Below are 24733 nucleotides of genomic sequence, written 5' to 3' on the forward strand. Positions count from 1 at the left end.
GGGTCATCCTGCACAGACGGATTGGAGGTCAAGCAACAGCCCGGTCGGGCGTAGCAGCTCGATCAGTGCGGCGGCCTCGCTGGACACAGCCAGCACTTGCAGTGGCGTGTTGGCGCCGCCCAACTGCTTGCCCAGGGCCAGCAGCAGTTGCAGCCCGGCGCTGTCGAGCTCGCCCAGCGCGCTGAGGTCGAGCGCCCAGGGGCCGGGGTTTTCAGCCAGTAACTCGAGCAGCGCGGCGTGGGTGTCGCGCGCCTCGAAAATGGTCAGGTCGCCCGCCAGGCACAGGCATGCAGGCGTGTCTGCTGCGCTGGGCCGTAGCGTCAGGCTGGCCATCAGCCCACCAGCTTTTCTACGGCAGCCAGCAACTGCTGAGGCTGGAATGGTTTGACCATCCACGCCTTGGCACCGGCTGCCTGGCCCTCGGCCTTCTTGCTTTGCTCGCTTTCGGTGGTGAGCATCATGATCGGCGTGAAGCGGTACTCGGCGCGGGCCTTGAGAGCCTTGACCAGGCCGATGCCATCGAGCTTGGGCATGTTCACGTCGCTGATGATCAGGTTGACCTTCTGCCCGGTCAGTTTGGCCAGGGCATCCTGCCCGTCGCAGGCTTCGATGATGGTGTGGCCCGCGCTGGCAAGGCTGATGCGCACCAGTTGGCGCATGGAGGCCGAGTCGTCGACGATCAGAATGGTTTTGGCCATTGGGGGAGTACCTGAGGGGTTAGAAGAAGGTGAGTTCGCCAGCATCGGCCGGCTCGCGCTGGCCGCTGCGCTCTTCGCGGGTGGTGAAGCGCTCGCGCTGGCCACGCAGCCAGGCGTCTATGTCGCCCAGGGCCGGGTCATCGGTGGCGATGGCGGTCAGCAGCTCGGCAAGGTCGATGGCGATATGGTCAAGCATCTGGTCGACTCGGTCCTGGAACTGCAGGTTGACCAGAATCGCCTGGATATGGTGCTGGGTGGTGCGGGCGTCCTGCTGCAGCTCGCGGGAGGTCTGGTCGAGGGCCTTGAGGTTGCCGCCAAGGCCGTCGATTACCTCATCGAGCAATTGCTGCATGCGCGCCAGGTCGGTCTGGTCGTGGATCGTGAGGGCCTGGGCGGTTTCGATGCTGGACTGGATGGCATGGTTGATCTCGCCAACCTTGGCATCCATCGACTGCCCGGTGGTGGCCGACAGTTGCGAGAGTTTGCGCACCTCGTCGGCGACTACCGAAAAGCCGCGGCCGTACTCGCCGGCACGGGCTGCTTCGATGGCGGCGTTGAGCGCCAGCAGGTTGGTCTGGTTGGCGATTTCCTGGACGTGCCGGGCCATCTGTTGCAACTGGCCGGTGTAGCTGTCCAGGTGGCTGATGCTTTCCAGCACCGCGCTCTGGCGCTGGCCACGGCTGGCGAAGGCTTCGGTGACCTGATGCAGTTGTTCGGTGCAGTGGCGCAGCCCTTGGCCGACGCCGTCTTGTTCCAGGGTGCGTTCGGCGGCATCGAGCGACACACCCACGCGCTGGTGAATGGCGGCAAAGCGCTCGAGCAAACCGCCGATGTTCTCGGCAACCAGCAAGCGGCTTTGCTGCAGGCCGTCGGCCCAGGCGGTGGCGGCGTGCGGCAACAGCAGCGACAGGTCGCGATCACGCGGTTGGGTAGCTTCCGGCAGGGCTTCGGCCAGGGCCTGTGCAGGGCTGGCAATAGGGCGGGGGCGTAGGAGCAGGGTGGCGAGTGCGATGGCGCTGAGCGCAAGCAGGCCCAACCAGACGATACCGGTGAACAATGCCGTGGCGCATACCGCTATGCCGGCCCATATGACGAGATACATCCGCATTCCGCTGCGCGCCTTTTCCAGGTTACGAGCGCAGATGGTACAGGCCGAGTTTTGACGTCAAAATCGGGACAGCCCTTAATCCGACCATGGAGTCATGGCCGAGCGGTAGTCGCGGGTATCGCCATTTTTTTGATTGACCAGTCAGCTAAAACCGGGCGGGGCGCCGTTTACAGCCGAGTGTGGGCCGACGCGTTTTGTCGCAGGGTAGGAGGCGGGAATGCTTAAGGGTTAGGAGTATGGCGTAAGCCAATGGCGTGGTGGCAATTTGCCTAAGCCATTAAGGGGGTGGCCTGCGGCGGGCGCCGCAGGCCAGGGGTATTTTAGTGACGACCGTGGCGCTTGTGCTTGCGGTGGCCGTAGTGGTGGCCGCGGTCGTAGTGACGGCGGTCATCATAGCCGCGACGGTAGCGGCGATCATCGCGGCGCTCGTCTTCGTCGGCCTTGTTGCCCATGTAGTTACCCAGTGCGCCGCCGGCGCCGCCGCCTGCTGCTGCACCGATGTAGCTGCCGTTGGTGCCGCCCAGCGAGCGACCGACCACGTTACCGCCGGCTGCGCCCAAGGCGCCACCGATGGCTGCCTCACCGCGCTGGCGTTTGTCGGCACCCACCGCACTACCGGCCGCGCCGCCCAGGCCTGCGCCAATCGCGCCGCCGGTGCTGCCGCCGATCTGCTGACCGACCACCGAGCCCAGTACCCCACCTAGCGCGCCGCCAATGCCGGCTTCGGTGGTGCCGCCTGCCATGGCAACGCCGCTGAGCAAGCTGAAAGACAACAACAGAATCGAGGAGTACTTCTTCATCGAGAGAGCCTCAGAGGGATGACGAAGCGGAATTTGAGGCTGGACCGTGCTGCTGGCAATCGAAATCCGACGAGTAGCACGAGTTGTACACAATTCTGTAAGTTGTTGAATTGTGTATGAAACTTTCGCTGTTTTCGGCTGTCTGAGGTATTTGTGACGAAGCCCTGATCCATTGCGGACAGGGCTTTTTTGTGGGCGTGAGCCAGGTGCATAAACCTGTGTGTAGGAGCGGCCTTGTGCCGCGAAAGGGCTGCGCAGCGGCCCCAGGATTTGCGCGTCATGCAGAACCGATGGGGCCGCTTCGCAGCCCTTTCGCGACGCAAGGCCGCTCCTACAGGAAGGGCCGCGCCGGCTGGCGGTGGGGATTAGATGATGCGCCCGTCATCCCGCGCCCGCTCAAGCTTGATGGCAATGAACTTGGAGGTCGGCGTGTGGCTGCCCTCGCCAATGCTCTCCAGCGGTACCAGCGGGTTCACCTCAGGGTAATAAGCCGCCGCCTGCCCTGCAGGAATGTCGAACGCCAGCAGCGTGAAGCCGTGCACCCGGCGCACGTGCTCGTCGCCCCACAGCGACACGATGTCGACCTTCTGCCCCGGCTGGAAGCCCAGGCGGATGATGTCGGCTTCGTTGGCGAACAGCACGTCACGCTGGCCGCGCACGCCGCGATAACGGTCGTCCATGCCATAAATGGTGGTGTTGTACTGATCGTGCGAGCGCATCGATTGCATGATCAGGTCGGGCAACTGGCCGCTTGCACGCACGCGCTCATCGAGCAGGCTGTCGGGCAGCAGGTTGGCCTTGAAGTTGGCGCGCCCGCTTGCAGTCTGCCACTGTCGGCTGCCGGCGCTGTTGCCAAGGTAGAAACCCCCCGGCAGTTCCAGGCGCTGATTGAAGTCGGCAAAGCCCGGAATGGTGTCGGCGATCAGGTCGCGAATACGCCCGTAGTCGGCCACCAGCCATTGCCAGTCCACCGGCTGCTTGCCCAGCGTGGCGGCGGCGATACCTGCAACCACCGCAGGCTCAGAACGCATCTGGCGCGACAGCGGCTTGAGCTGGCCGTTGGAGGCGTGGACCATGCTGAACGAATCTTCCACGGTGACCGCCTGTGGGCCGTCATCCTGCAGGTCGATATCGGTGCGGCCCAGGCACGGCAGGATCAGCGCCTGCTTGCCATGCACCAGGTGGCTGCGGTTGAGCTTGGTGCTGATGTGCACGGTCAGCTCGCAGTTGCGCAGCGCCTGCGCGGTACGCTCGGTGTCCGGGGTCGCCTGGGCGAAGTTGCCGCCCAGCCCGATGAACACCTTGGCGCGGCCTTCGAGCATGGCGTGGATCGCCTCGACGGTGTTGTGGCCGTTGTGCCGTGGTACGTCGAAACCAAAACGCTTTTGCAGGGCATCGAGCAGCGCGACCGGTGGGCGTTCATTGATGCCCATGGTGCGGTCGCCCTGCACGTTGCTGTGGCCGCGCACCGGGCACAGGCCCGCGCCCGGCGCACCGAGGTTGCCGCGCAGCAGCATCAGGTTGACGATTTCCTGGATGGTCGGCACCGAGTGGCGATGCTGGGTGATGCCCATGGCCCAGCACATGATCACGCGCTTGCCTTTGCAGTACATGCGCGCCGACAGTTCGATGTCGGCCAGGGTCAGGCCTGACTGCGCTTCGATGTGCGCCCATGGCGTTGCGTCGACTACCGCCAGGTACTCGTCCACACCATGGCCATGCTCGGCAATGAATGCGTGGTCGAACACCGCCGGCTGGCCAGCGGCCTGGGCTTCGCGCTCCCATTGCAGCAGGAACTTGGCCATGCCGCGCAGCAACGCCATGTCACCGCCCAGGGCCGGGCGCAAGAACGCCGTGTTGGTCGGGCGGTCGCTGTTGGTCAGCATCTCCAGCGGGTTCTGCGGGTGCTGGAAGCGCTCCAGGCCACGCTCTTTGAGCGGGTTGACGCAAATCACCTGGGCGCCGCGCTTCACGGCATCACGCAGCGGGTCGAGCATGCGCGGGTGGTTGGTGCCGGGGTTCTGGCCCCAGACAAAAATGGTATCGGCGTGCTCGAAGTCGTCATAGGTGACGGTGCCCTTGCCGACGCCAACGCTCTGCCCAAGGGCGACGCCGCTGGCCTCGTGGCACATGTTCGAGCAGTCCGGGAAGTTATTGGTGCCGTAGGCGCGCACGAACAACTGGTACAGGTACGCCGCTTCGTTGCTGGCGCGCCCGGAGGTGTAGAACTCGGCCTGATCCGGGCTCGACAGCCCGTTCAGGTGGCGCGCAATCAGCGCAAAGGCGGCGTCCCACTCGATCGGCTGGTAACGGTCGCTGAGCGGGTCGTAGACCATCGGCTCGGTCAGGCGGCCCTGGTATTCGAGCCAGTAGTCGCTTTGCTGCAGCAGCGCAGTGACGCTGTAACGCGCAAAGAATGCGGCATCGACGCGGCGCTTGGTCGCTTCCCAGTTCACCGCCTTGGCGCCGTTCTCGCAGAACTTGACCATGCCGCTTTCCGGCGAGTCGCCCCAGGCGCAGCCCGGGCAGTCGAAACCGCCGTTCTGGTTGGTCTTGAGCAGCGCGCGGATGTTCTTCAGCGCGTTGTCGCTGCCGACCCACGCCTTGGCCACGCTGCGCAGCGCGCCCCAGCCGCCAGCGGGGCCAGGGTAGGGCTTGTAGCGCGGGGTGGAGGCGGGGGCGTTATCGGGGAGCTTTTCGTAAGAGGTCACGGCTGTTGCTACTCCGCCGCTGGGCTGAAAACCCGCGGTGCACTGTGTTTAGGCAAATGAATAAGGTTGAGGTTGTGCTTGCGTGCCCATTGCAGGGCAAGGCCGGTGGGCGCCGAAAGGCTGACCAGGGTCTGGATGCCGGCGCGCAGCACTTTCTGGATCAGCTCCAGGCTGCAGCGGCTGGTGACGATAGCCAGGCCACCTTGGGTGTCGATGCGTTGGCGCAGCAGGGCGCCGATCAGCTTGTCCAGTGCGTTGTGCCGGCCAATGTCTTCACGGCCCATCAGCAGTTGGCCATCGCTGTCCATGAACAGTGCTGCATGCACGGCGCCGCAGTGCTGGCCGAGGGGCTGGAAGGCGTCGATGCGCCGGCGCAGGTCATTCAGCCAGTGGGGCGGTGGCAGCGGTGCGCCGGGCAGCACTTGCAGTTCGGGCAGGGCTTGCTCCAGCGCCTCGACGCCGCACAGCCCGCAGCCGCTGGTGCCGGCCAACTGGCGGCGCTGGTTTTTCAGGCCCCAGAAGGCGCGGCTGGAAATTTCCACGTCGGCGTACAGCGCCGAGCCGCTGCCGGACAGCTTCACATCGTAGATTTCGTGGGTGCTGGTGACGATGCCGCTGCCCACACTGAAGCCCACCGCGAAGTCTTCGAGGTCGGTGGGGCTGACCAGCATCACCGCCTGGTTGAGGCCGTTGTAGACAATGGCCAGGGCCACTTCTTCGGCCAGCGGCGTGCGTTCGGGCGCCGCGTCAGTGAGCTGGGCGTATTGATAGGTGTTGCTGGCAGCGGGCAAGGCCAGGTTTGACGGTGCCGCGCAGACCGGAGGCTTGCTGTTCATCGGGGTATACCGGCGGCTGTTCAACGTCACAAGCCTAGGCTTGTAGAACGGCGGCGTCTAATCGCTAGGTTCTATGCCGTGATAGACCGCGTCGATTGGTCGCAGAGCGGCGGTTTGGCCAAAGCTGGCCTAGACTTTTGCTTCCCATGGAATCCATACCCGAGGAGCGCCACATGAGCCTGTTCAGTTTCGTGAAGGAAGCCGGCGAAAAATTGATCGACCTGCTGACCCCTGGCAACGCCAACGCCGAGGAGCAGTTGAAGCAACACGTCGAGAAAGTCGGCCTGGGCAACCCGAATATCTCGGCCACGGTCGAGGGTGACAAGGTCATTCTCAAGGGCGAGGTCGCCAGCCAGGAAGAAAAAGAAAAGATCATTCTGGCCGCCGGCAACATCGCCGGAGTGGCTTCAGTGGAAGACCAGATCACTGTTACCGGCCCGGTCGCCCAGGCGGCGCGCTTTGTGACGGTGAAGAAAGGCGACACCCTGAGCGCCATTGCCAAGGCCGAGTATGGCGATGGCAACAAGTACAACAAGATCTTCGAGGCCAACAAGCCGATGCTTTCGCACCCGGACAAGATCTATCCGGGGCAGGTGTTGCGTATTCCGGAGTGATCGCCAGCCCTGTGGGAGACGCTAAGGTTTGTGCAAGCCGGTAGGGGCCTCATCGCAGGCTGGCGCCAGCTCCCACAGAGACCCCGCACAGCCACAATATCGAGGCCTGGCCAGTAATCCTGTGGGAGCTGGCGACAGCCTGCGATAGGGCACTACAGCCCCACCAACAACTCCCGGTAATCTTCCACCGCCGCAAACTCCTGGGTATCGCGCGGCTGTGCCTTGCTGTCCGGCTGGCGCACTGCCAGCAGATGCCCCACGCCAAACCGCTGCGCGCTGCGCAGGATGGCCAGGGTGTCATCGATGAACAGGCTGTGCGCCGGGTCGAAGCCGATGTCGGCGTGCAGCGCATCCCAGAAGTGCGGGCTCTCTTTGGGGTAGCCATAGTCGTGGGAACTGATCAGCCGCTCGAAATACGGCGCCAGCTCCACCCGCTCAAGCTTGAGCGACAGCGAATCGCGGTGGGCGTTGGTGATCATCACCACGCGCTTGCCGGCCTGGCGGATAGCGGCCAGAAAGGTGTCGGCGTCTGGGCGCAAGGCGATCAAGTCGGCGATTTCCTGCTTGAGCTCGCGGATCGGCAGGCGCAGCTCGGTGCTCCAGAAGTCCAGGCAGTACCAGTTCAGCGTGCCGGCATGGCGCTCGAACAGCGGCTGCAGCTCCAGCTCGGCCATGGCGCGGCTGACCCCATGCAGCTCGGCATAGCGTTGCGGCAGGTGTTCGAGCCAGAAGCGGTTGTCGTAGTGCAGGTCGAGCAGGGTGCCGTCCATGTCCAGCAGGACAGTGTCGATGGCAGACCACGGAAGAACGGGCATGGGAAACTCTCGATCAGTCGGCAAGCCACGGTATAGTAACCCGTTCACGCCAAGGAGCCGCACCATGCGCCAGAAACCCACCGTCCTCAGCCGCGAAATCGTTGCCAGCAGCCACCTGTTCCGGGTCGAGGCGGTGCAGTTGCGCTTCTCCAATGGTGTCGAGCGTACCTACGAACGCCTGGTCGGTCGCGGCAACGGTTATGGCGCGGTGATGATCGTCGCCATGCTCGACGCCGAGCATGCGGTGCTGGTCGAGGAATACTGCGGCGGTACCGACGAATACGAGCTGTCGCTGCCCAAGGGGCTGATCGAGCCCGGTGAAGACGTGCTGGCCGCCGCTGACCGCGAGCTCAAGGAAGAAGCCGGCTTTGGCGCGCGGCAACTGGAGCACCTGACCGAGCTTTCGCTGTCGCCCGGTTACATGAGCCAGAAAATCCAGGTGGTGCTGGCCACTGACTTGTACGAAGAGCATCTGGAGGGCGACGAGCCTGAGCCGATGCGGGTAGACAAGGTCAACCTGCGCGAGCTTTCAGCCCTGGCCATGCACCCGCAGTTCTCGGAGGGCCGTGCCTTGGCGGCGCTGTACCTGGCCCGTGACCTGTTGATCCAGCGCGGGGTACTGAGCGTATGAACGATCTGCATTTGATGCACGAAGCGGTGAAGCTTGCGCACCTGGCGGGCCAGGCGATTCTGCCGTTCTGGCGCGCCGATGTGGCGGTGACCAACAAAGCCGATGATTCGCCGGTGACTGCTGCAGACCTTGCTGCGCATCGCGTCATCGCCGATGGCTTGCAGGCGCTGGCGCCGGATATTCCGGTGTTGTCCGAAGAAGACTGCGACATCCCCCTGGCCGAGCGCGCGCGCTGGCAGCGCTGGTGGCTGGTCGACCCACTGGATGGCACCAAGGAATTCATTGCCGGCAGCGAAGAGTTCACCGTCAACATTGCCCTGATCGAACGCGGCGAAGTGGTGTTTGGCGTGGTGGCAATGCCGACCAATGGCCGCTGCTACTTCGGTGGCCGGGCATTGGGTGCCTGGCGTGTACAAGGTGGCGAAGCTGCGCAGCCCATCAAGGTGCGCAGCGCACCGCCTGCCGGTGAGCGCTTCACCGTGGTTGCCAGCCGTCGGCATACCAGCCCGGCCCAGGAGGCGCTGTTGGCCGGCCTGGGCGACGCCGTCGGGGAATTGGAGCTGGCCAATATCGGCAGCTCGCTGAAGTTCTGCTTGCTGGCTGAGGGCAGTGCCGATTGCTATCCGCGCCTGGCGCCGACGTCGCAGTGGGACACGGCTGCGGCGCAAGGGGTGTTGGAAGGGGCTGGCGGTGAGGTGATCGGGCTGGACGGGCAAGCGTTTCGGTATCCGGCCCGGGAGTCATTGCTTAATGAGTTTTTCCTGGCGTTGCCGAAGGCGGCTGGCTGGCGGCAGGGCTTGGTTGAGCTGGCTGGGGCGATCAAGGGCTGAGAAATTGGGGCCGCTTTGCGGCCCTTCGCGACACAAGGCCGCTCCTACACAGGGAGTGAGTATGGCCTCAGTGGGAGCGGGCTTGCCCCGCGATACCGGCGTAGCCGGTGCCATCCACACAAGCGCAGTCTCACCGGTGCAACACATACTGCCCGCTGAAGCGCACCGCCGGCTCATCGCTGCCGGCATTGCTCACCACTGTCTCAAGCGTCAACCGCGCCCGCCCGCGGCGCTGGTACATCGCCAGAAACCGCTCCCAGGCTTTTTCGTCCGGCGCCGGGCAACTGGCCACCGCCGCGCCAGTCACCGGTAGCGGGTAACTGATCTGCCCTTCCTGAATGACGATGTGCCCATCATCAATGCCCAGCTCGCGCAAACGCAGGTGCAGCCAGCCCCAACCCGCCAGCACCGCCGCGCAATACAGGCTGCCGCCGAACATGGTGCTCTTGTGGTTGACGTTGGGCGCCAACGGCAATTGCAGGCGCAGGCACTGCGCCTGCCAGTCGAGCACCTGCATGCCCATTTCTGCGGTCAGCGGGATATCGCTGTGCAATACGCTCTGCAGGTAGTGGCTGTCGCTGCTCATCAACGGTGCTCCTCGTGTTCGTCATGCCCGCCGCTGCCGCCCTCGAAACTCAGGCCGTGCTTGCGCAGTTTGTCGTGCAGGGTTTTGCGCGGCACCCCCAGCGCCTCGGCGAGGCTGCGCATCGAGCTGTGCGGCTGGGCCAGTTCGGCGGCAATCAGCGAGCGCTCGAACTGCTCGACCTGCTCGCTCAAATTGCCACTGGCCACGCTCACTGGCAGCTCGCGGCTGGCGGCCGGCAACTGGCCGTCCAGCGCCAGCTCAAGGCCCAGGGCGAACCGCTCGGCGGCGTTCTGCAACTCGCGCACGTTGCCTGGCCAGTCGTGGCGCAGCAGCAGTGCCCGCTGCGCCGGTTGCAGGCTGTGCGGGGGCAGGCCGTGGCGCTGGCTGGCGGCATCGGCAAAGTGCTGGAACAGCAGCAGGATGTCATCGCCGCGCTCGCGCAGCGCCGGAATGCGCAGCGAGGCGACGTTCAGCCGGTAGTACAAGTCGGCGCGAAAACGGCCCTGATCGGCGCTGTGGCGCAGGTCTTCCTTGGTGGCGGCGACGATGCGGATGTCCAGCGGGATCAGCTGGTTGCCGCCCAGGCGCTCGACGACTCGCTCCTGCAACAGGCGCAGCAGCTTGACCTGCACATCCAGGCTCATGCTTTCGATTTCATCGAGGAACAGCGTACCGCCGTTGGCGAATTCGAACTTGCCGATACGGCGCTTTTGCGCGCCGGTAAAGGCGCCCGGCTCGTGGCCGAACAGCTCGCTCTCCACCACTGATTCGGCCAGCGCGCCGGCGTTGATTGCCACGAACGGCCCATCGCGCCGGCTGGACAGGTCGTGCAGCGCACGCGCCACCACCTCCTTGCCTGCGCCGGTCTCGCCCAGAATCAGCACATCGGCGCGGGTGCCGGCCAGGGCGCCGATCTGCTCGCGCAGGCGCTGCATCGATGCCGACTGGCCCACCAGCCGCGTGGCCAGTTGCTGGCGGTCGCTCAGCGCCAGGCGCAGGCTGCGGTTGTCCAGCACCAGCCGGCGCAAGGCCAGGGCGCGGCGCACGCTGTCCAGCAGGGCGTCGCTGGCGAAGGGTTTTTCCAGAAAGTCATAGGCGCCTGCGCGCATGGCCTGCACCGCCAGCGGCACATCGCCGTGGCCGGTGATCAGCAGCACCGGCAGCTCGCTGTCGCGGGCGTGCAGTTGCTCGAGCAGCTGCAGGCCGTCGATGCCTGGCATGCGGATATCGCTGACTACCACACCCGGCCAGTCGGCCTCGATGCGCTCGGCCAGCCCTTGCGCGTCGGCCAAGGCCTCGACCCGCAGGCCGGCGAGGTCCAAGGTCTGGCTGAGGGCTTGGCGCAGGTGCGGGTCGTCATCGACCAGGATCACCTGGGCGCGGCTGTCGATCAGTGTCTCGGTGCTCATGCCGAGGAATCCTCCGAAGATTGCAGGTTGGCGCCGGGCTTGGCCACGCGCAGTTTCAGGGTCAGCAGGGCGCCGCCTTCCGGGTGGTTGGCCAGCAGCAGCTCACCGCCCAAGGCCAGCATCAGGCTTTCGCAGATGGCCAGGCCCAGGCCCAGGCCCTGGGTGCGGGTCTTGGTGGTGAAGAACGGCTCCTTGGCCTGCTCCAGTGCCTGGCGGCTAAAGCCTGGGCCGTTGTCGCGGATGTACAGGTAGACGCAGTCATCGTGGCGTTCGGCACTGAGCATGAGCCTGCGCGGGTTGGCTTTTTCGGTGAGCGCATCGAGGGCGTTGGCCAGCAGGTTGCCGAGCACCTGGCGCAGGCGGGTTTCGCCGGCCTGCACCCACAAGGTGGCCTCGGGCAGGTCGCGCACCAGCTCCACGGCCATCGCCCGGCGGCGCTTGGCCAGCAGCGCCAGGGCATCGTCCAGCGCCGGTTGCAGCGCCACGCTTTCCGGGGCGTGGCGGTCGCGGCGGGCGAAGGCGCGCAGGTGGGCAATGATCGAGGCCATGCGGCCGGTCAGCTCGCCAATCAGCTTGAGGTTGCCGCGTACGTCTTCGGTGCGTTGATGGTCGAGCAGAATCTCGGCGTTTTCGGCATAGCTGCGGATCGCCGCCAGCGGCTGGTTGAGTTCGTGGCTGATGCTCGCCGACATGGTGCCGAGCACCGACAGCTTGCCGGCCTGCACCAGCTCATCCTGGGCGCGCACCAGCTCTTGCTGGGCGTTTTCGCGTTCAAGCACGGCGCTCTTGAGCCGCGTGTTGAGGCCTTCAAGGTCGGAGGTACGCTCCATCACGCGCTTTTCGAGCTCTTGGCGGGCGCGCGCCTCGAAGTCGATGCGGTCGATATAGTGGCGCCGCCGCTGCATCACCAGCCCGGCCAGCAACATGCACACCAGCAACGCGCCGGCGCCAATCGCCATGACGGTCTGCACCGAGCGGTCGACCAGGATGCGCGGCGCCAGAATGCTCACCTGCCAGCCGGTTTCCTTGATGTCGCGGCTTTGCGTCAGCCAGGCGTCGGCGCTCAGGCTCAGCGGTTGCGGCGCCTGGGTGGGGTAGGGCTGGATGGCGATGATCGCCTGGCGCTCGGCCTCGGTCAGGGTGCGGGTGGCGCGGAACCGCCAGTCCGGGCGCGAGGTGAGCACCACCACGCCGAACTGGTCGGTCAGCAGCAGTTGCTCGGGCGTGCGGCCCCAGAGGGTTTCGGTGTGGTCGAGGTCGACCTTCACCACCAGCACGCCGATCACGCGCTCGCGGTCGCGCACGGCGGCGGCAAAGAAGTAGCCGCGCTTGGCCGAGGTGGTGCCCTGGCCGAAGAAGCGCCCCAGGCGTCCGTCCATGGCTTCGTTGAAGTACGGGCGGAAGGCGAAGTTGCGGCCGACGAAGCTGTCCTGCTTGTCCCAGTTGGAGGCGGCCAAGGTATTGCCGCGCACATCCATCAGGTACATCACTTCGGCGCCGCTCTGCTGGGTGATGTCCTTGAGCAGGCGGTTGGCGTTGGTGACCGCCTCCAGCTTGAACGGGTCGGCCAGCGCGCCGCGCAGTGCCGGCAGGTCGCCGAGGATCTGTGGCAACACTTCGTAACGGTGCAGGGTGCCGAGCAGGTTGGCCACATACAGGTCGAGGGTCTGGCGGTTCTGCGAGGCCAGCTCCTCCTGGTAATAGCGCTCGGCCAAATGGTGCAGCGGCCACAGCAACGGGGCCAGGCACAGGGCCAGCAGGGCGAGGCTGCGCCAGCGAGGGCGGCGGGGAGGCGTGGGTTTCGGAATCATCGCTTAAGTGCGCCAGAAAAGTCTGGCGCAATTATGCGCTACTTGAGGCAGTCGATCAGCGCCTGTTGCCAGTGCGGCTGGCTGACCTGCCAGTTGCGCGCAAGCCGTGTGCAGTCCAGGCGCGAATTCAGCGGCCGCTGTGCAGGGGTCGGGTATTCGCTGGAAGGAATGGGCAGCAGCTCGGCGCAGGGCAGGCCACGGGCCTTGAGTTGCTCGCCGATGGCCTGGGCAAACCCGTACCAGGAGGTCTCGCCCTGGGCCGTCAGGTGGTAGGTGCCCCATTGCCCGGCTTGCCCGCCCTGCCAACGCTGGACCAGCGCAGCGGTGCTGGCAGCGATGGTGCCGGCCCAGGTGGGCGCGCCAATCTGGTCGCTGACCACCTTGAGCTGTGGCCGCTCTTGCAGCAGGCGCCACATGGTCAGCAGGAAATTGCGCCCAGACTGTGAGTACACCCAGCTGGTGCGCAGTATCAGGTGCTGGCCGCCAACCTCGGTGATGGCCAGCTCGCCGGCCAGCTTGCTGTTGCCGTACACGCCCAGTGGGTTCGGCGCATCGTCTTCGCTGTAAGGCGCGGCTTTGCGGCCATCGAACACGTAGTCGGTGGAGTAGTGGATCAGCGGTACGCCCAGGCGCTCGGCTTCTTCGGCCAGCACCCGAGGGGCCTGGGCGTTGATCGCGAAGGCAAGCTCGGGCTCGCTTTCGGCCTGGTCCACCGCCGTGTGCGCAGCGGCGTTGATGATCAGGTCGGGGGCAAGGTCGCGCAGCGGCTGGCGCAGTTGCTCGGGGTCGGCCATGTCGAGCTGGTCGCGGCCGCGCAACAGCACCTCGCCCAACCCCTCAAGGCTATGGCCCAGCGCCTGCGCCACCTGGCCGTTATGGCCGCATACCAGAACCCTCATGGGAACAGCTCGGCATCGGCGAATGCCACGGCGGCCTGGTCCTTGGCGGACAGCTGCGGCTGTAGACCGCCCAGTTGCCAGTCAATGGCCAACTGCGGGTCATCCCAACGGATGCTGCGTTCTGCGGCAGGGTTGTAGTAGTCGGTGGTCTTGTAGAGAAAATCGGCCGATTCGCTCAGCACCACGAAACCATGGGCGAACCCCGGCGGGACCCACATCTGCCGGTGGTTGTCGGCCGACAGGCGCTCGGCGACCCACTGGCCGAAGGTTGGCGAATGGCGGCGTATATCCACCGCCACATCCAGCACCTCACCCTGCACCACGCGCACCAGCTTGCCCTGTGGGTTCTGCAACTGGTAATGCAGCCCGCGCAGCACGCCGCGCTGGGAGCGCGAGTGGTTGTCCTGGACGAAATCCAAGGCAATGTCGGCGTGCTCGGCAAAGGCGCGGGCATTGAAGCTTTCGCAGAAGAAGCCACGGCTGTCGCCGAACACCTGGGGTTCGATAATCAGTACATCGGGCAGAGCGGTCGCAACGATTTTCATGTGTTCTCTTCAGCCAGTTTCAGCAGGTACTGGCCGTATCCGGTTTTCTTCAGGTCCGCAGCCTTGGTCAGCAGGCGGTCGCGGCATATCCAGCCATTCTGGTAGGCGATTTCTTCGAGGCAGGCCACTTTGAGGCCTTGGCGGTTCTCGATGGTCTGCACGTACTGCGAAGCTTCCAGCAGGCTTTCGTGGGTGCCGGTATCGAGCCAGGCGAAACCACGGCCAAAGCGCTCGACACGCAGGTCGCCGCGTTGCAGGTAGGCATTGTTCACGTCGGTGATTTCCAGCTCGCCACGGGCCGAGGGGCGGATGCCTTTGGCGATCTGCACCACGTCGTTGTCGTAGAAGTACAGGCCGGTGACGGCGTAGCTGGATTTGGGCTGCTGGGGTTTCTCTTCGATCGACAGGGCGCGGCCTTCGGCGTCGTACTCGATCACGCCGAAACGCTCCGGGTCCTTGACCCAATAGCCAAACACGGTCGCGCCACTGGGGTGCGCGGCGGCGCGCTGCAGTTGTTCGCTGAAGCCTTGGCCGTGGAAAATGTTGTCACCCAGAATCAGGCATACCGGGTCATCGCCGATGAATTCCTCACCGATCAGGAATGCCTGGGCCAGGCCATCCGGGGAGGGCTGCTCGGCATAGCTTACGTTGATGCCGAACTGGCTGCCGTCGCCGAACAGCTGGCGGTATTGCGGCAGGTCTTGCGGCGTCGATATCAGCAGGATGTCGCGGATACCGGCGAGCATCAGCACCGAAACCGGGTAGTAGATCATCGGCTTGTCGTAGATCGGCAGCAATTGCTTGGACACACCCAGGGTGATCGGGTGCAGCCGGGTGCCGGAACCACCGGCCAGAACGATACCTTTGCTCATGCGATCAGGTCCTTGATATCAGAGTTGCCCAGGCGTTCGCCCTGGTAGCTGCCGTTTTGCACGTTGGTGCACCAGTCCAGGTTGGCCAGGTACCACTGCACGGTTTTGCGCAGGCCGGTGGAGAAGGTTTCATCGGGGGCCCAGCCCAGCTCACGCTCGATCTTGCTCGCATCGATGGCGTAGCGCAGGTCGTGGCCAGGGCGGTCCCTGACGAACGTGATCAGCTCGGCATAGTGCGCAATGCTGGCTGGGCGGCGCTCAGGGGCGAGTTCTTCGAGCAACGCGCAGAGCTCGCGCACCACATCGATGTTCTTCTGCTCGTTGTGGCCGCCAATGTTGTAGGTCTCGCCAACCGTACCTGCGCTGACCACCTTCAGCAGGGCGCGGGCGTGGTCTTCGACGTACAGCCAGTCGCGCACCTGTTCGCCATTGCCATACACCGGCAGCGGCTTGCCGGCGAGGGCGTTTAGGATGGTCAGCGGAATGAGTTTTTCCGGGAAGTGGTACGGGCCGTAGTTGTTCGAGCAGTTGGTGATCAGCACCGGCAGGCCATAGGTACGCTGCCATGCGCGCACCAGGTGGTCGGACGCCGCCTTGCTGGCCGAATAAGGCGAGCTGGGCGCGTAGGGCGTGGTCTCGGTGAACAGGTCATCGACGCCGTGCAGGTCGCCATAGACCTCGTCGGTGGAAATATGGTGAAAGCGGAACGCGGTGCGCTGTGCATCCGGCAGGGTGCTCCACCAGGCGCGGGTGCTTTCGAGCAACGCATAGGTGCCGACGATGTTGGTCTGGATGAACGCAGCCGGGCCATCGATGGAGCGGTCGACGTGGGACTCGGCGGCCAGGTGCATGATCGCGTCGGGCTGGAAGCGTTGCAGTACCGCGCTGACCACCGGCGTGTCGGCGATATCGGCCTGGACGAATTCGTAGCGGCTGTTGCTGGCGATGGGTTGCAGCGACTCCAGGTTGCCGGCGTAGGTCAGCTTGTCGAGGTTGAGAACCTCATGGTCAGTGTTTTCGATCAGGTGGCGGATCAGGGCCGAACCGATGAAACCGGCGCCGCCGGTAACGAGAATGCGCATGAACGGTTGCCTTGTCAGAAAGTTATGGCAATAGCGTAGCTTGTCGGCTGTAGCCATCTATGGCAAGTGTGGCGACATCGCTCGGGCGATCGGAAATTTCGAGCGCCCACTTGTTTGTCGGCGGCACTAGTGGCGATATAAGCGAAAAAAACGAGGTCCCTGCAAATGCCCCTGAGTACCCTGATCCAACGTTCGAGCCAGCCAAGCCCTTCACTCAGTGAAGCCCAGGCCCACGCCTTGCTGCGTTCGCACTACGATTTGCAGGGTGGGCTGCAGGCGCTGGGCAGCCAGCAGGACCTTAACCTGCGGGTCGATAGCGAGCAGGGGCGGTTTGTGCTCAAAGCGTGCCACGGCAGCTATGCCGAGGTGGAGTTGCAGGCCCAGCATGCGGCGCTGGCCTACCTGCGCGAGCACGGCTTGCCCGTGCCGAAGGTGCGCCCTGCAAACAATGGCGCCGACCTGCTGGCGCTGGAAATCGACGGCCAGCCCTTGCGAGTGCGGTTGCTGGACTACATCGACGGTGAGCCGCTGACCCGCCTCAAGCACATGCCGGCACGGCTGATGGCCGAGCTGGGTGGGTTGTGCGCGCAGGTCGACAAAGCCCTGGCCGGTTTCGACCACCCAGGCCTTGCGCGCACCCTGCAATGGGACCCGCAGCACGCCGTGGCGCTGGTCGAGCACCTGTTGCCGCTGCTTACCGACCCGCAGCGCCGCGAACAGGTGGCCGCCCTTGCGCAACAGGCCGCGCAGGCGCTGGCGCCGCTGGTCGACACGTTGCCGCAGCAGGCCGTGCACCTGGATATCACCGACGACAACGTGGTGTGGGCCCGCGATGCCCAACGCGAATGGCAACTGCAAGGGGTGATCGATTTTGGCGACCTGCTGCGCACCTGGCGCATCGCCGACCTGTCGGTGACCTGCACCGCGCTGCTGCACCATGTCGAAGGTGACCCGCTGCGTATTCTGCCGGCCATTGCCGCCTACCAGGCGCATAACCCATTGCTCGAAGCCGAGCTGCGCGCATTGTGGCCGCTGATGCAACTGCGCGCGGCAGTGTTGGTGTTGAGCGGCGAGCAGCAATTGGCGATCGATCCGCACAATGACTACATCCGCAACAACATTACCCATGAGTGGGAGATATTCGATACCGCCAGCGCGCTGCCGGCGGCGTTGGTGGAGGCGGCGATCCTGCACGCCGCGGGTGTGACACCCCATAGCGCCGACTTCAGCACAAGCCTGCCCCTGCTGCCGGCTATTGCTGGCCACCCGGTGAGCCTGGTCGACCTTGGCGTGCTCAGCCCGCACTGCGAGGCGGGCAACTGGGAGCAGCCCGGCTTCGATCAACGCCTGCTCGCCGCACAGCCCGCGCCCGCCAGCACCCTGCACGGCCAATACCGGCTGTCGCAAACCCATATCGACCGCCCTGAAGAGCCTGCTACCTGTGCCTTGGGTGTAGAACTGCATGTGCTGCCAGGCACCGCCGTGCAGGCGCCCGAGGCCGGCGTGTGGCAGCGCATCGACGCCCAGCGCGGCTGCCTGCGTACGGCGCACTGGAGCCTGTGGCTGGACGGCCTTGAAGCCGCCCCCGACGATGGCCAGACGCTGCAACGCGGCCAGGCACTGGGCGCCAGCTGCGGCTTCTTGCGCGTGCAACTGTGCCTGGACAGCCACCTGCGCCCGCCATTCTTTGCCGTGCCATCGCATGCCGCTGCCTGGCTGGCGCTGTGCCCGTCGCCGCAGGCCTTGCTGGGCTTCGCCTGTGATGCCCCGCCGTTGGCCGACCCGCAGGCCCTGCTGGCGCGCCGCGAGGCAAGTTTTGCCCGTTCGCAGAAACACTATTACGCACAGCCGCCACACATCGAGCGCGGCTGGCGCAACTACCTGATCGACATGCAGGGCCGCTCGTACCTCGACATGCTCAACAACGTCGCGGTGCTCGGCCACGGCCACCCGCGCATGGCGGCCGAGTCGGCGCGCCAGTGGTCACTGGTCAACACCAACTCGCGCTTTCATTACGCAGCCATCGCCGAGTTTTCCGAGCGCCTGCTCGAAGTCGCCCCGCCAGGTTTTGACCGGGTATTTCTGGTCAATAGCGGCACCGAGGCCAACGACCTGGCGATCCGCCTGGCCTGGGCCTACAGCGGCGGGCGCGACCTGCTCAGCGTGCTGGAGGCCTACCACGGCTGGTCGGTCGCTACCGACGCTATCTCGACCTCCATTGCCGACAACCCCAAGGCCCTTGAAACCCGCCCCGACTGGGTGCACCCGGTGGAGGCACCGAACACCTTCCGCGGCCGCTTCCGTGGCGCCGACAGCGCGGCCGACTACCTGCGGGATGTCGATGCCAAGCTCGCTGACCTGGACGCCCGTGGCCGGCAACTGGCCGGCATGATCTGTGAGCCGGTGTACGGCAATGCCGGCGGTATCTCGCTGCCGCCAGGTTACCTGCGCGAGGCTTACGCCAAGGTGCGCCAGCGCGGCGGGGTGTGCATCGCCGATGAAGTGCAGGTGGGCTATGGCCGGTTGGGTGAGTACTTCTGGGGCTTCGAAGAGCAGGGTGTGGTGCCGGATATCATCACCATGGCCAAAGGCATGGGCAACGGCCAGCCACTGGGCGCGGTGATCACCCGGCGTGAAATTGCCGAGGCGCTGGAGGCGGAGGGCTACTTCTTCTCGTCGGCGGGCGGCAGCCCGGTCAGTTGCCGCATTGGCATGGCGGTGCTGGATGTGATGCGCGACGAAGGGCTGTGGGACAACGCCCGTGACGTGGGGCGCTATTTCAAGGCGCGCCTGCAAGGGCTTGTGGATAAGTCTCCGCTTGCCGGTGCAGCGCATGGCTCGGGCTTTTACCTGGGCCTTGAGCTGGTGCGCGACCGCCAGACGCTCGAACCTGCCAGCGAGGAAACCATGACGCTGTGCAACCGCCTGCGCGATCTGGGGATTTTCATGCAGCCGACCGGCGACTACCTGAACATTCTCAAGATCAAGCCGCCCATGTGCACCAGCAAAGCCAGCGTGGATTACTTTGTCGACAGCGTGGAGCGCATCCTCAACGAAGGGCTCTAACGCGCTACGTACCGCCTGCTTGCCGATTGTTATCGGTTTGGCAGGCTTTTTTATCGGCGGTTATTTTCGAAAAAGCACTTTAAAGCCGATATTTATCGGTTGTAATATGCCCCCGTATCGTACGCTGCCTATACTGGCTGGCCTGCTTCACCATTCGTTCAACGACCTGGCGCCCTTGGTTCCGGGCCTTTGCAGAGGTTACCCATGAAGACCCTGAATTCGACCCCGCGCGCCGACGGCTTCCACATGCCTGCCGAGTGGGCCCCGCAGGCCCAGGTGTGGATGGTGTGGCCAGAGCGCCCGGACAACTGGCGCCTGGGCGGCAAGCCTGCGCAAGCCGCGCATGTGACCCTGGCCAAGGCCATCGCCCGTTTCGAGCCGGTTACCGTGGCAGTGTCTGCCGGCCAGTACGAAAACGCCCGGCGCCAGCTCGACCTGCCCAACATCCGCGTGGTCGAAATGAGCAGCGATGATGCCTGGGTGCGTGACACCGGGCCGACCTTCGTGATCAACCACAACGGCGAAGTGCGCGGTGTGGACTGGGGCTTCAATGCCTGGGGCGGTTTTGACGGCGGCCTGTACGCGCCGTGGAATCGCGATGAGGCGGTGGCGAGCAAGGTGCTGGAGATGGAGCGCGTACAGCGCTATCAAACCGAGGGCTTCGTGCTCGAAGGCGGCTCGATCCACGTCGATGGTGAAGGCACGGTGATCACCACCGAAGAATGCCTGCTCAACCGTAACCGCAACCCGCACCTGAGCCGCGAGCAGATCGAAGACGTGCTGCGCGAGCACCTGGCGGTCGATACCGTCATCTGGCTGCCCGATGGCTTGTACAACGACGAGACCGACGGGCACGTTGACAACTTCTGCTGTTACGTACGCCCCGGCGAAGTGTTACTGGCCTGGACCGATGATTCCAACGACCCCAACTATGCGCGCTGCCACGCAGCCTTCGAGGTGTTGAAAAACAGCCGCGACGCCAAAGGCCGTGAGTTCGTGGTGCACAAGATGCCGATCCCGGGCCCGCTGTTCGCCACCGCCGAAGAGTGCGACGGCGTCGATCAGGTAGTGGGCAGCCAGGAGCGGGATCCGTCGGTGCGGCTGGCGGGGTCCTACGTCAACTTCCTCATCGTCAATGGCGGCATCATTGCGCCAAGCTTCGATGACCCGGCGGATGCGCAGGCCAGGGAGATTCTGCAGAAGATTTTCCCGGACCATGAAGTGGTGATGATTCCTGGCCGCGAGCTGTTGTTGGGCGGTGGCAACATCCATTGCCTGACCCAGCAGCAGCCGGCGCCGATCAAGCGCTGAGGCGTTGCGCCGGCTCAACAGCCCGTCCTTGTGACGGGCTTTTTTGTGTGTGCTCGCAGCGAGCTGGCACAGCTCTTGTATTGTTTTTCCATTGTGTTTCAGAGGGATACCAGTAAGTCGTTCTGTAACAAACCTTACGTAAGTTAGCCACTCACGGGCCCAGGGGAGTGCGTGTGAAATGAATGCAGCAAATGAGCTGGCGATGCCGCGTTCGGCGGTTAACCAGGATTCGCTCAAAGTGCTGGCGCAGTGGCTGAAGCACCATGGAAATATCCGGGTCAGGACGACCGACCCGCGCCGCCTGCTCGACGGGCGATACCCGCAAGGCTTGATCAGCGATGCTGAACTAGAGGCCTTGCTGGCGGTGTGGCACTAAGCCGCCAACCGCCTTGGGCTACCAGCAACGCCACCGCCTCTGCGGTGGCGTTTTTGTTTGCGGCCGATTGAGCGCTGATGTGTATCTGCTTGTAAGTGAACATTCCGCCGTTAGCAGGGTTGCCTAGCAGTTTCACCAACCCCTGTCTGCCCGATGTATATGACGACTGTGCGGTCATCTTCTTCATTTTCACAAAGAGACAGATTTGCGCTGACTCAGGGCAGAGGCACGTGAGATTGCACTATGCCTGACCTCATTTTTGGTTATATCAACCTGCCTTTCACGATTTTTTGACATGTATGAGCATGCACGGATAGGATTCGGCCTCTACGCCTGCTGGCCATGAGATGGCCATGGGGTTGAAAGGCTTGCAACAGACTGTGTGCAGCCCTTCAAACCCGGATCCGCATAGCGTCGAACCTACGTAGGGGCGTTGGTTCCTGGCGTTTATATGCAGCGCGTTTTTGATCAAGAAATAAGGAAAATAACATGTTGAAAACCAGGATCAGCCTGGTCGCCCTGGCGATGATCGCCGCGACCCAGGCACAGGCCAACGAGCAGGCCGACAGCAAAGGTTTCATCGAGGACAGCCACGCCAACGTCCTTCTGCGCAACGCTTACATCAACCGTGACAAGAAGCACGGCACCGACGACCAGATCGAATGGGGCCAGGCTTTCATCGGTAACTTCTCCTCCGGCTTCACCCAAGGCACCGTCGGTGTAGGCGTTGACGCCTTCGGCCTGTACGCCGTGCGCCTGGATGGCGGCAAAGGCCACAACGGTGGGGGTGGCGTTGACTTCTTCAAGCCGTACAACACCAAGAACGCCGACAACAATGCCAGCAGCCCGCACGACCTGGCCCGCGCTGGCGCGGCGGTCAAGTTCCGCATCTCCAACACCGTGCTCAAGTACGGTGACCAGATGCCAGCTCTGCCGGTGCTGAACTACGACGACGGCCGTCTGCTGCCAGAAAGCTTCACCGGTACCCTGATCACCTCCAAAGAGATCAAGGGCCTGGAACTGAACGCCGGCCGCTTCACCCAGGAAGCGCGCAAGAGCGCTGAAGGCCGTGACAGCGGTGGCCTGAAGTCGATCAACGTGTTGGGCGGCAGCTACAAGTTCACTGACAACTTCACAGCGTCGCTGTACACCGCTGACAACGAAGATGTCATGAAGAAGCACTACCTGGGCTTGAACTACGTCTTCCCGATCGCGGCTGACCAGTCCCTGACCTTGGACTTCAACGGCTACAAGACCGACATCGACAAGAAGTTCGAGCGCAGCGCCTCGCTGACCGGTGATTCCAACACCATCTGGAGCCTGGCTGCTACCTACGCCTACGGCCCGCACTCGTTCACCCTGGCGCACCAGCGCAGCACCGGCAGCACCGGTTACAACTACAGCGGCTACCAGAGCGCTGGCGGTGTCGGTGACGGTGGTTCGACCATCTACCTGGCGAACTCCTACTGGTCGGACTTCAACGCCGAGGACGAGCGCTCCTGGCAGCTGGGCTACGGCCTGGACTTCAGCGCGTTCGGCGTACCGGGCCTGAGCTACAAGGTCGCGTACGTGGTGGGTGACAACATCAACACCCGCACCGTCGGCACCCCGCAAGGCTTCGGCGAAGGTAAAGAGCGCGAGATCTTCAACCAGGTGCGTTACGTCGTACAGGAAGGCCCAGCCAAGGACCTTTCGATCAAGCTGCGTAGCTCGTTCCTGCGGACCAACACTGCGGTCCGTCAGAGCGAGTACAACGACGACGGCAACGAAGTGCGTGTGTTCGTCGAGTACCCGATCAGCATCTTCTGATACTGACCTGGCGTCTCAAGCAGCCCCGGCCTATGCCGGGGCTGTTTTTTTGCGGCTGCAAAGCAGGTATCCACAGAGCTCGCCCATCCCCATATCGATGCCGTCTACGCGGTCAGTGTAGGAGCGGCCTTGTGCCGCGAAAGGGCTGCGAAGCAGCCCCAGGATCTGAGCACCCACCAGAATCGCTGGGGCTGCTTCGCAGCCCTTTCGCGGCACAAGGCCGCTCCTACACAATCAAAAGCGACTTGCCCGAAACCATAGAAACTCCCACAGGGACCGCGCACAGCCGCAGCATCGAAGGCTCGGCTTGAACCTGTGGGAGATTCTATGGTTTTGTACAAACCTGTTCCCGCCAGACATATCTCCTTGTGGCGAACTCCTTTGTGGCGAGCGGGCTTGTCCCGCGTTGGGCTGCGCAGCAGCCCTGAAAACCCCAGGGGCTGCTGCGCAGCCCAACGCGGGACAAGCCCGCTCGCCACGACTCTCTATCATTTCCTGCAGGATTGGGTCCAACCAGCAATGTTGCGGTTGAGCACGGCCTGCGTGGGAGCTGACGCCAGCCTGCGATGAGGCCACCACCAGTTATCTGCCACACGAATCGGGCAACAACACACTCACCCTCAGCCCGCCACCCTCACGGTTGGCCAGCAACAACTCCCCGCCGTGGCTCGCCGTAATACGCTGAGCAATGCTCAACCCAAGCCCATACCCACCAGAGGTGTGGTTGCGCGAACCCTCACCCCGCACAAACGGGTCGGTCACCGTGGCTAGCAGGGCAGGGTCGATACCCGGCCCCCGGTCATCCACATGGATGCCCACCCCGCCTGGCGTACGCTCAAGGCTCACCGACACCTCACGGCCATAACGCAGCGCATTGACCAGCAAATTCTGCAAGCAACGCTGCAACAGCAAGGCATCGACCCGCACCTTGCCCGCCTGGCCCTGCACCGGCAGCGGCTCTTCGGCGCTGGCAAGGTCGGCGCACTGGCGGGCGACCAGGCGGTCGACGTCCACCAACTGCAGGTTCTGCTGCTCGCCCGTGCGCAGGTAGTCCAGCACCTGGCCGATCATGCCGTCCATCTGCACGATGTTCTGGCGCAGGCGCTCCTTGTGTTCGCCGTCCTCCAGCCGCTCCAGGCGCAGGCGCATGCGTGTCAGCGGGGTGCGCAGGTCGTGGGAGACGGCCGCGAGGAAGTAGGCCTTGTCGTTGACCATGGCAATCAGCCGCTGCTGCATCGCGTTGAACGCCTGGGCGGCCTGGCGCACCTCCTCCGGGCCGTCCAGCGGCAGCGGTGCCTGCTCCAGGTTGCGGCCCAGGCCACGGGCCGCTTCAGCCAGGCGGCGCACCGGGCGCAGGCACAGGCGGACCGCCACCAGGCACACCAGCAGCACGGCGACGATTCGCAAGGCATACACCCGCAGCAGGTAATCGCTGATCAGCACCCAGGCCGACTCGCCGCTCCAGCCTTGCAGCTCCTGGCCATCGACGGTCAGCCAGTGGCCATCGGGCAGCGGCACGGCGAATTGGATATGCGCCTGCGCCGTGCGCAGGCCGAACAGGCTGCGCCAGATGATCGGCTGGCCCAGTTCATCGGTCAGTTGCACCTTGAGCAGCCGCACCTGAGGGTTGCCGCCCAGTTCGTAGGCCAACGCCTGGTGCAGCAGCAGCTCGACACGACGCCGGCCACGGCGCTCGTCTGCATCGACCGCTGGCAGCGACTCTGCGCAGCGCACCTGGTAATGGCGCGGCACCTGCAAGCGGCCGGCATGGCACTGCGCCTGGGCGATCAACGGGGCGCTGCGCGCCGCCATCAGCCGCACCGGCGCCTCCAGCACCTGGGCAAAACGCACATCAAACCAAATGCTGCTCGACATCAACTGAATCACCAAGGTGCCGCTGACCATGATCAGCAGCAGTTGGCCG

Annotated in this window: 22 protein-coding genes; 7 read left to right on the forward strand and 15 right to left on the reverse strand. The window is 64.4% G+C overall.

Annotation, left to right across the window (positions count from 1 at the left end):
* Window positions 1-3 precede the first annotated feature (3 nt).
* The 6 genes from HU719_RS13485 to fdhD all read right to left on the reverse strand — a co-directional run bounded on the left by HU719_RS13485 (window position 4) and on the right by fdhD (window position 6153).
* Window positions 4-333 carry an STAS domain-containing protein gene (locus HU719_RS13485; RefSeq protein WP_186522314.1) on the reverse strand — a complete coding sequence of 110 codons (330 nt, stop codon included), beginning with the start codon at window positions 331-333 and terminating at the stop codon, window positions 4-6.
* Entirely contained in the window at window positions 333-698 is a 366-nt protein-coding gene (locus HU719_RS13490; protein ID WP_186522316.1) for a response regulator, read from the reverse strand. Before HU719_RS13490 ends, HU719_RS13485 begins: the two co-directional genes overlap by 1 nt.
* A 19-nt stretch (window positions 699-717) precedes the next feature.
* Window positions 718-1806, reverse strand: a complete 1089-nt coding sequence (locus HU719_RS13495) for a methyl-accepting chemotaxis protein (protein WP_186536685.1) — start codon at window positions 1804-1806, stop codon at window positions 718-720.
* A gap of 320 nt (window positions 1807-2126) precedes the next feature.
* Window positions 2127-2606, reverse strand: a complete 480-nt coding sequence (locus HU719_RS13500) for a YMGG-like glycine zipper-containing protein (RefSeq protein WP_186522319.1) — start codon at window positions 2604-2606, stop codon at window positions 2127-2129.
* Between the two features lie 365 nt (window positions 2607-2971).
* A complete protein-coding gene (locus tag HU719_RS13505) occupies window positions 2972-5317 on the reverse strand; it encodes an FdhF/YdeP family oxidoreductase (RefSeq protein ID WP_186536686.1) in 2346 nt (781 codons plus the stop codon).
* Window positions 5318-5325: 8 nt separating this feature from the next.
* Complete coding sequence (fdhD, locus tag HU719_RS13510; protein WP_186536687.1) at window positions 5326-6153, reverse strand: formate dehydrogenase accessory sulfurtransferase FdhD; 828 nt, start codon at window positions 6151-6153, stop codon at window positions 5326-5328.
* Between the two features lie 173 nt (window positions 6154-6326).
* Here fdhD and lysM point away from each other — a divergent pair, with 173 nt between their 5' ends.
* Window positions 6327-6767: a peptidoglycan-binding protein LysM gene (lysM, locus tag HU719_RS13515; protein ID WP_186536688.1), complete on the forward strand. Its 441-nt coding sequence runs from the start codon at window positions 6327-6329 to the stop codon at window positions 6765-6767.
* A 152-nt stretch (window positions 6768-6919) separates the two neighbouring features.
* On the opposite strand, the gene yrfG is transcribed toward lysM, so the two are convergent.
* Window positions 6920-7582, reverse strand: coding sequence for a GMP/IMP nucleotidase (gene yrfG / locus HU719_RS13520; protein WP_186536689.1), 663 nt, complete (start codon window positions 7580-7582; stop codon window positions 6920-6922).
* A 64-nt stretch (window positions 7583-7646) separates the two neighbouring features.
* Here yrfG and nudE point away from each other — a divergent pair, with 64 nt between their 5' ends.
* Both nudE and cysQ read left to right on the forward strand, forming a co-directional pair.
* Entirely contained in the window at window positions 7647-8213 is a 567-nt protein-coding gene (gene nudE / locus HU719_RS13525) for an ADP compounds hydrolase NudE (protein WP_186522613.1), read from the forward strand.
* A complete protein-coding gene (gene cysQ, locus HU719_RS13530; protein WP_186536690.1) occupies window positions 8210-9043 on the forward strand; it encodes a 3'(2'),5'-bisphosphate nucleotidase CysQ in 834 nt (277 codons plus the stop codon). The genes nudE and cysQ overlap by 4 nt, the downstream gene beginning before the upstream one ends.
* 130 nt (window positions 9044-9173) lie before the next feature.
* On the opposite strand, the gene HU719_RS13535 is transcribed toward cysQ, so the two are convergent.
* The 7 genes from HU719_RS13535 to rfbB are packed head-to-tail and all read right to left on the reverse strand — an operon-like array spanning window position 9174 to window position 16247.
* On the reverse strand, window positions 9174-9629 hold the full coding sequence (locus HU719_RS13535; RefSeq protein WP_186536691.1) for a thioesterase domain-containing protein: 456 nt from the start codon (window positions 9627-9629) through the stop codon (window positions 9174-9176).
* Complete coding sequence (locus HU719_RS13540; protein WP_186522606.1) at window positions 9629-11038, reverse strand: sigma-54-dependent transcriptional regulator; 1410 nt, start codon at window positions 11036-11038, stop codon at window positions 9629-9631. The genes HU719_RS13535 and HU719_RS13540 overlap by 1 nt, the downstream gene beginning before the upstream one ends.
* Window positions 11035-12849 carry a sensor histidine kinase gene (locus tag HU719_RS13545; protein WP_186522604.1) on the reverse strand — a complete coding sequence of 605 codons (1815 nt, stop codon included), beginning with the start codon at window positions 12847-12849 and terminating at the stop codon, window positions 11035-11037. Before HU719_RS13545 ends, HU719_RS13540 begins: the two co-directional genes overlap by 4 nt.
* Window positions 12850-12887: 38 nt before the next feature.
* Window positions 12888-13748 carry a dTDP-4-dehydrorhamnose reductase gene (gene rfbD, locus HU719_RS13550; RefSeq protein WP_186536692.1) on the reverse strand — a complete coding sequence of 287 codons (861 nt, stop codon included), beginning with the start codon at window positions 13746-13748 and terminating at the stop codon, window positions 12888-12890.
* The gene (gene rfbC / locus HU719_RS13555; protein WP_186522600.1) at window positions 13745-14293 is read right to left on the reverse strand and encodes a dTDP-4-dehydrorhamnose 3,5-epimerase; all 549 of its coding nucleotides are present in this window, start codon (window positions 14291-14293) and stop codon (window positions 13745-13747) included. Before rfbC ends, rfbD begins: the two co-directional genes overlap by 4 nt.
* Complete coding sequence (rfbA, locus tag HU719_RS13560; RefSeq protein ID WP_186536693.1) at window positions 14290-15165, reverse strand: glucose-1-phosphate thymidylyltransferase RfbA; 876 nt, start codon at window positions 15163-15165, stop codon at window positions 14290-14292. The genes rfbC and rfbA overlap by 4 nt, the downstream gene beginning before the upstream one ends.
* Window positions 15162-16247 (reverse strand): dTDP-glucose 4,6-dehydratase, encoded by a 1086-nt coding sequence (rfbB, locus tag HU719_RS13565; protein WP_186536694.1) that lies wholly within the window; start codon window positions 16245-16247, stop codon window positions 15162-15164. Before rfbB ends, rfbA begins: the two co-directional genes overlap by 4 nt.
* Before the next feature lie 165 nt (window positions 16248-16412).
* Here rfbB and HU719_RS13570 point away from each other — a divergent pair, with 165 nt between their 5' ends.
* The 4 genes from HU719_RS13570 (at window position 16413) to HU719_RS13585 (ending at window position 22809) form a co-directional block, all read left to right on the forward strand.
* Complete coding sequence (locus HU719_RS13570) at window positions 16413-19313, forward strand: aminotransferase (protein WP_186536695.1); 2901 nt, start codon at window positions 16413-16415, stop codon at window positions 19311-19313.
* A 204-nt stretch (window positions 19314-19517) separates the two neighbouring features.
* Entirely contained in the window at window positions 19518-20624 is a 1107-nt protein-coding gene (gene aguA / locus HU719_RS13575) for an agmatine deiminase (protein ID WP_186522592.1), read from the forward strand.
* Between the two features lie 178 nt (window positions 20625-20802).
* Window positions 20803-21000: a hypothetical protein gene (locus HU719_RS13580; RefSeq protein ID WP_186522590.1), complete on the forward strand. Its 198-nt coding sequence runs from the start codon at window positions 20803-20805 to the stop codon at window positions 20998-21000.
* A 489-nt stretch (window positions 21001-21489) separates the two neighbouring features.
* On the forward strand, window positions 21490-22809 hold the full coding sequence (locus tag HU719_RS13585) for an OprD family porin (protein WP_186536696.1): 1320 nt from the start codon (window positions 21490-21492) through the stop codon (window positions 22807-22809).
* Between the two features lie 582 nt (window positions 22810-23391).
* Here the strand turns inward: HU719_RS13585 and HU719_RS13590 are convergent.
* The gene (locus HU719_RS13590; RefSeq protein WP_189659853.1) at window positions 23392-24714 is read right to left on the reverse strand and encodes an ATP-binding protein; all 1323 of its coding nucleotides are present in this window, start codon (window positions 24712-24714) and stop codon (window positions 23392-23394) included.
* Window positions 24715-24733: the final 19 nt, after the last annotated feature.

It is taken from the genome of Pseudomonas farsensis (assembly GCF_014268805.2).
Classification (GTDB): Bacteria; Pseudomonadota; Gammaproteobacteria; order Pseudomonadales; family Pseudomonadaceae; genus Aquipseudomonas; species Aquipseudomonas farsensis.

Excerpts from the sequence above, each read along its gene's own strand:
- HU719_RS13485 (WP_186522314.1), bottom strand. The coding sequence starts at position 333 with ATGGCCAGCCTGACGCTACGGCCCAGCGCAGCAGACACGCCTGCATGC.
- HU719_RS13490 (WP_186522316.1), bottom strand. The coding sequence starts at position 698 with ATGGCCAAAACCATTCTGATCGTCGACGACTCGGCCTCCATGCGCCAA.
- HU719_RS13495 (WP_186536685.1), bottom strand. The coding sequence starts at position 1,806 with ATGCGGATGTATCTCGTCATATGGGCCGGCATAGCGGTATGCGCCACG.
- HU719_RS13500 (WP_186522319.1), bottom strand. The coding sequence starts at position 2,606 with ATGAAGAAGTACTCCTCGATTCTGTTGTTGTCTTTCAGCTTGCTCAGC.
- fdhD (WP_186536687.1), bottom strand. The coding sequence starts at position 6,153 with ATGAACAGCAAGCCTCCGGTCTGCGCGGCACCGTCAAACCTGGCCTTG.
- lysM (WP_186536688.1), top strand. The coding sequence starts at position 6,327 with ATGAGCCTGTTCAGTTTCGTGAAGGAAGCCGGCGAAAAATTGATCGAC.
- yrfG (WP_186536689.1), bottom strand. The coding sequence starts at position 7,582 with ATGCCCGTTCTTCCGTGGTCTGCCATCGACACTGTCCTGCTGGACATG.
- nudE (WP_186522613.1), top strand. The coding sequence starts at position 7,647 with ATGCGCCAGAAACCCACCGTCCTCAGCCGCGAAATCGTTGCCAGCAGC.
- cysQ (WP_186536690.1), top strand. The coding sequence starts at position 8,210 with ATGAACGATCTGCATTTGATGCACGAAGCGGTGAAGCTTGCGCACCTG.
- HU719_RS13535 (WP_186536691.1), bottom strand. The coding sequence starts at position 9,629 with ATGAGCAGCGACAGCCACTACCTGCAGAGCGTATTGCACAGCGATATC.
- HU719_RS13540 (WP_186522606.1), bottom strand. The coding sequence starts at position 11,038 with ATGAGCACCGAGACACTGATCGACAGCCGCGCCCAGGTGATCCTGGTC.
- HU719_RS13545 (WP_186522604.1), bottom strand. The coding sequence starts at position 12,849 with ATGATTCCGAAACCCACGCCTCCCCGCCGCCCTCGCTGGCGCAGCCTC.
- rfbD (WP_186536692.1), bottom strand. The coding sequence starts at position 13,748 with ATGAGGGTTCTGGTATGCGGCCATAACGGCCAGGTGGCGCAGGCGCTG.
- rfbC (WP_186522600.1), bottom strand. The coding sequence starts at position 14,293 with ATGAAAATCGTTGCGACCGCTCTGCCCGATGTACTGATTATCGAACCC.
- rfbA (WP_186536693.1), bottom strand. The coding sequence starts at position 15,165 with ATGAGCAAAGGTATCGTTCTGGCCGGTGGTTCCGGCACCCGGCTGCAC.
- rfbB (WP_186536694.1), bottom strand. The coding sequence starts at position 16,247 with ATGCGCATTCTCGTTACCGGCGGCGCCGGTTTCATCGGTTCGGCCCTG.
- HU719_RS13570 (WP_186536695.1), top strand. The coding sequence starts at position 16,413 with ATGCCCCTGAGTACCCTGATCCAACGTTCGAGCCAGCCAAGCCCTTCA.
- aguA (WP_186522592.1), top strand. The coding sequence starts at position 19,518 with ATGAAGACCCTGAATTCGACCCCGCGCGCCGACGGCTTCCACATGCCT.
- HU719_RS13580 (WP_186522590.1), top strand. The coding sequence starts at position 20,803 with ATGAATGCAGCAAATGAGCTGGCGATGCCGCGTTCGGCGGTTAACCAG.
- HU719_RS13585 (WP_186536696.1), top strand. The coding sequence starts at position 21,490 with ATGTTGAAAACCAGGATCAGCCTGGTCGCCCTGGCGATGATCGCCGCG.
- HU719_RS13590 (WP_189659853.1), bottom strand. The coding sequence starts at position 24,714 with ATGGTCAGCGGCACCTTGGTGATTCAGTTGATGTCGAGCAGCATTTGG.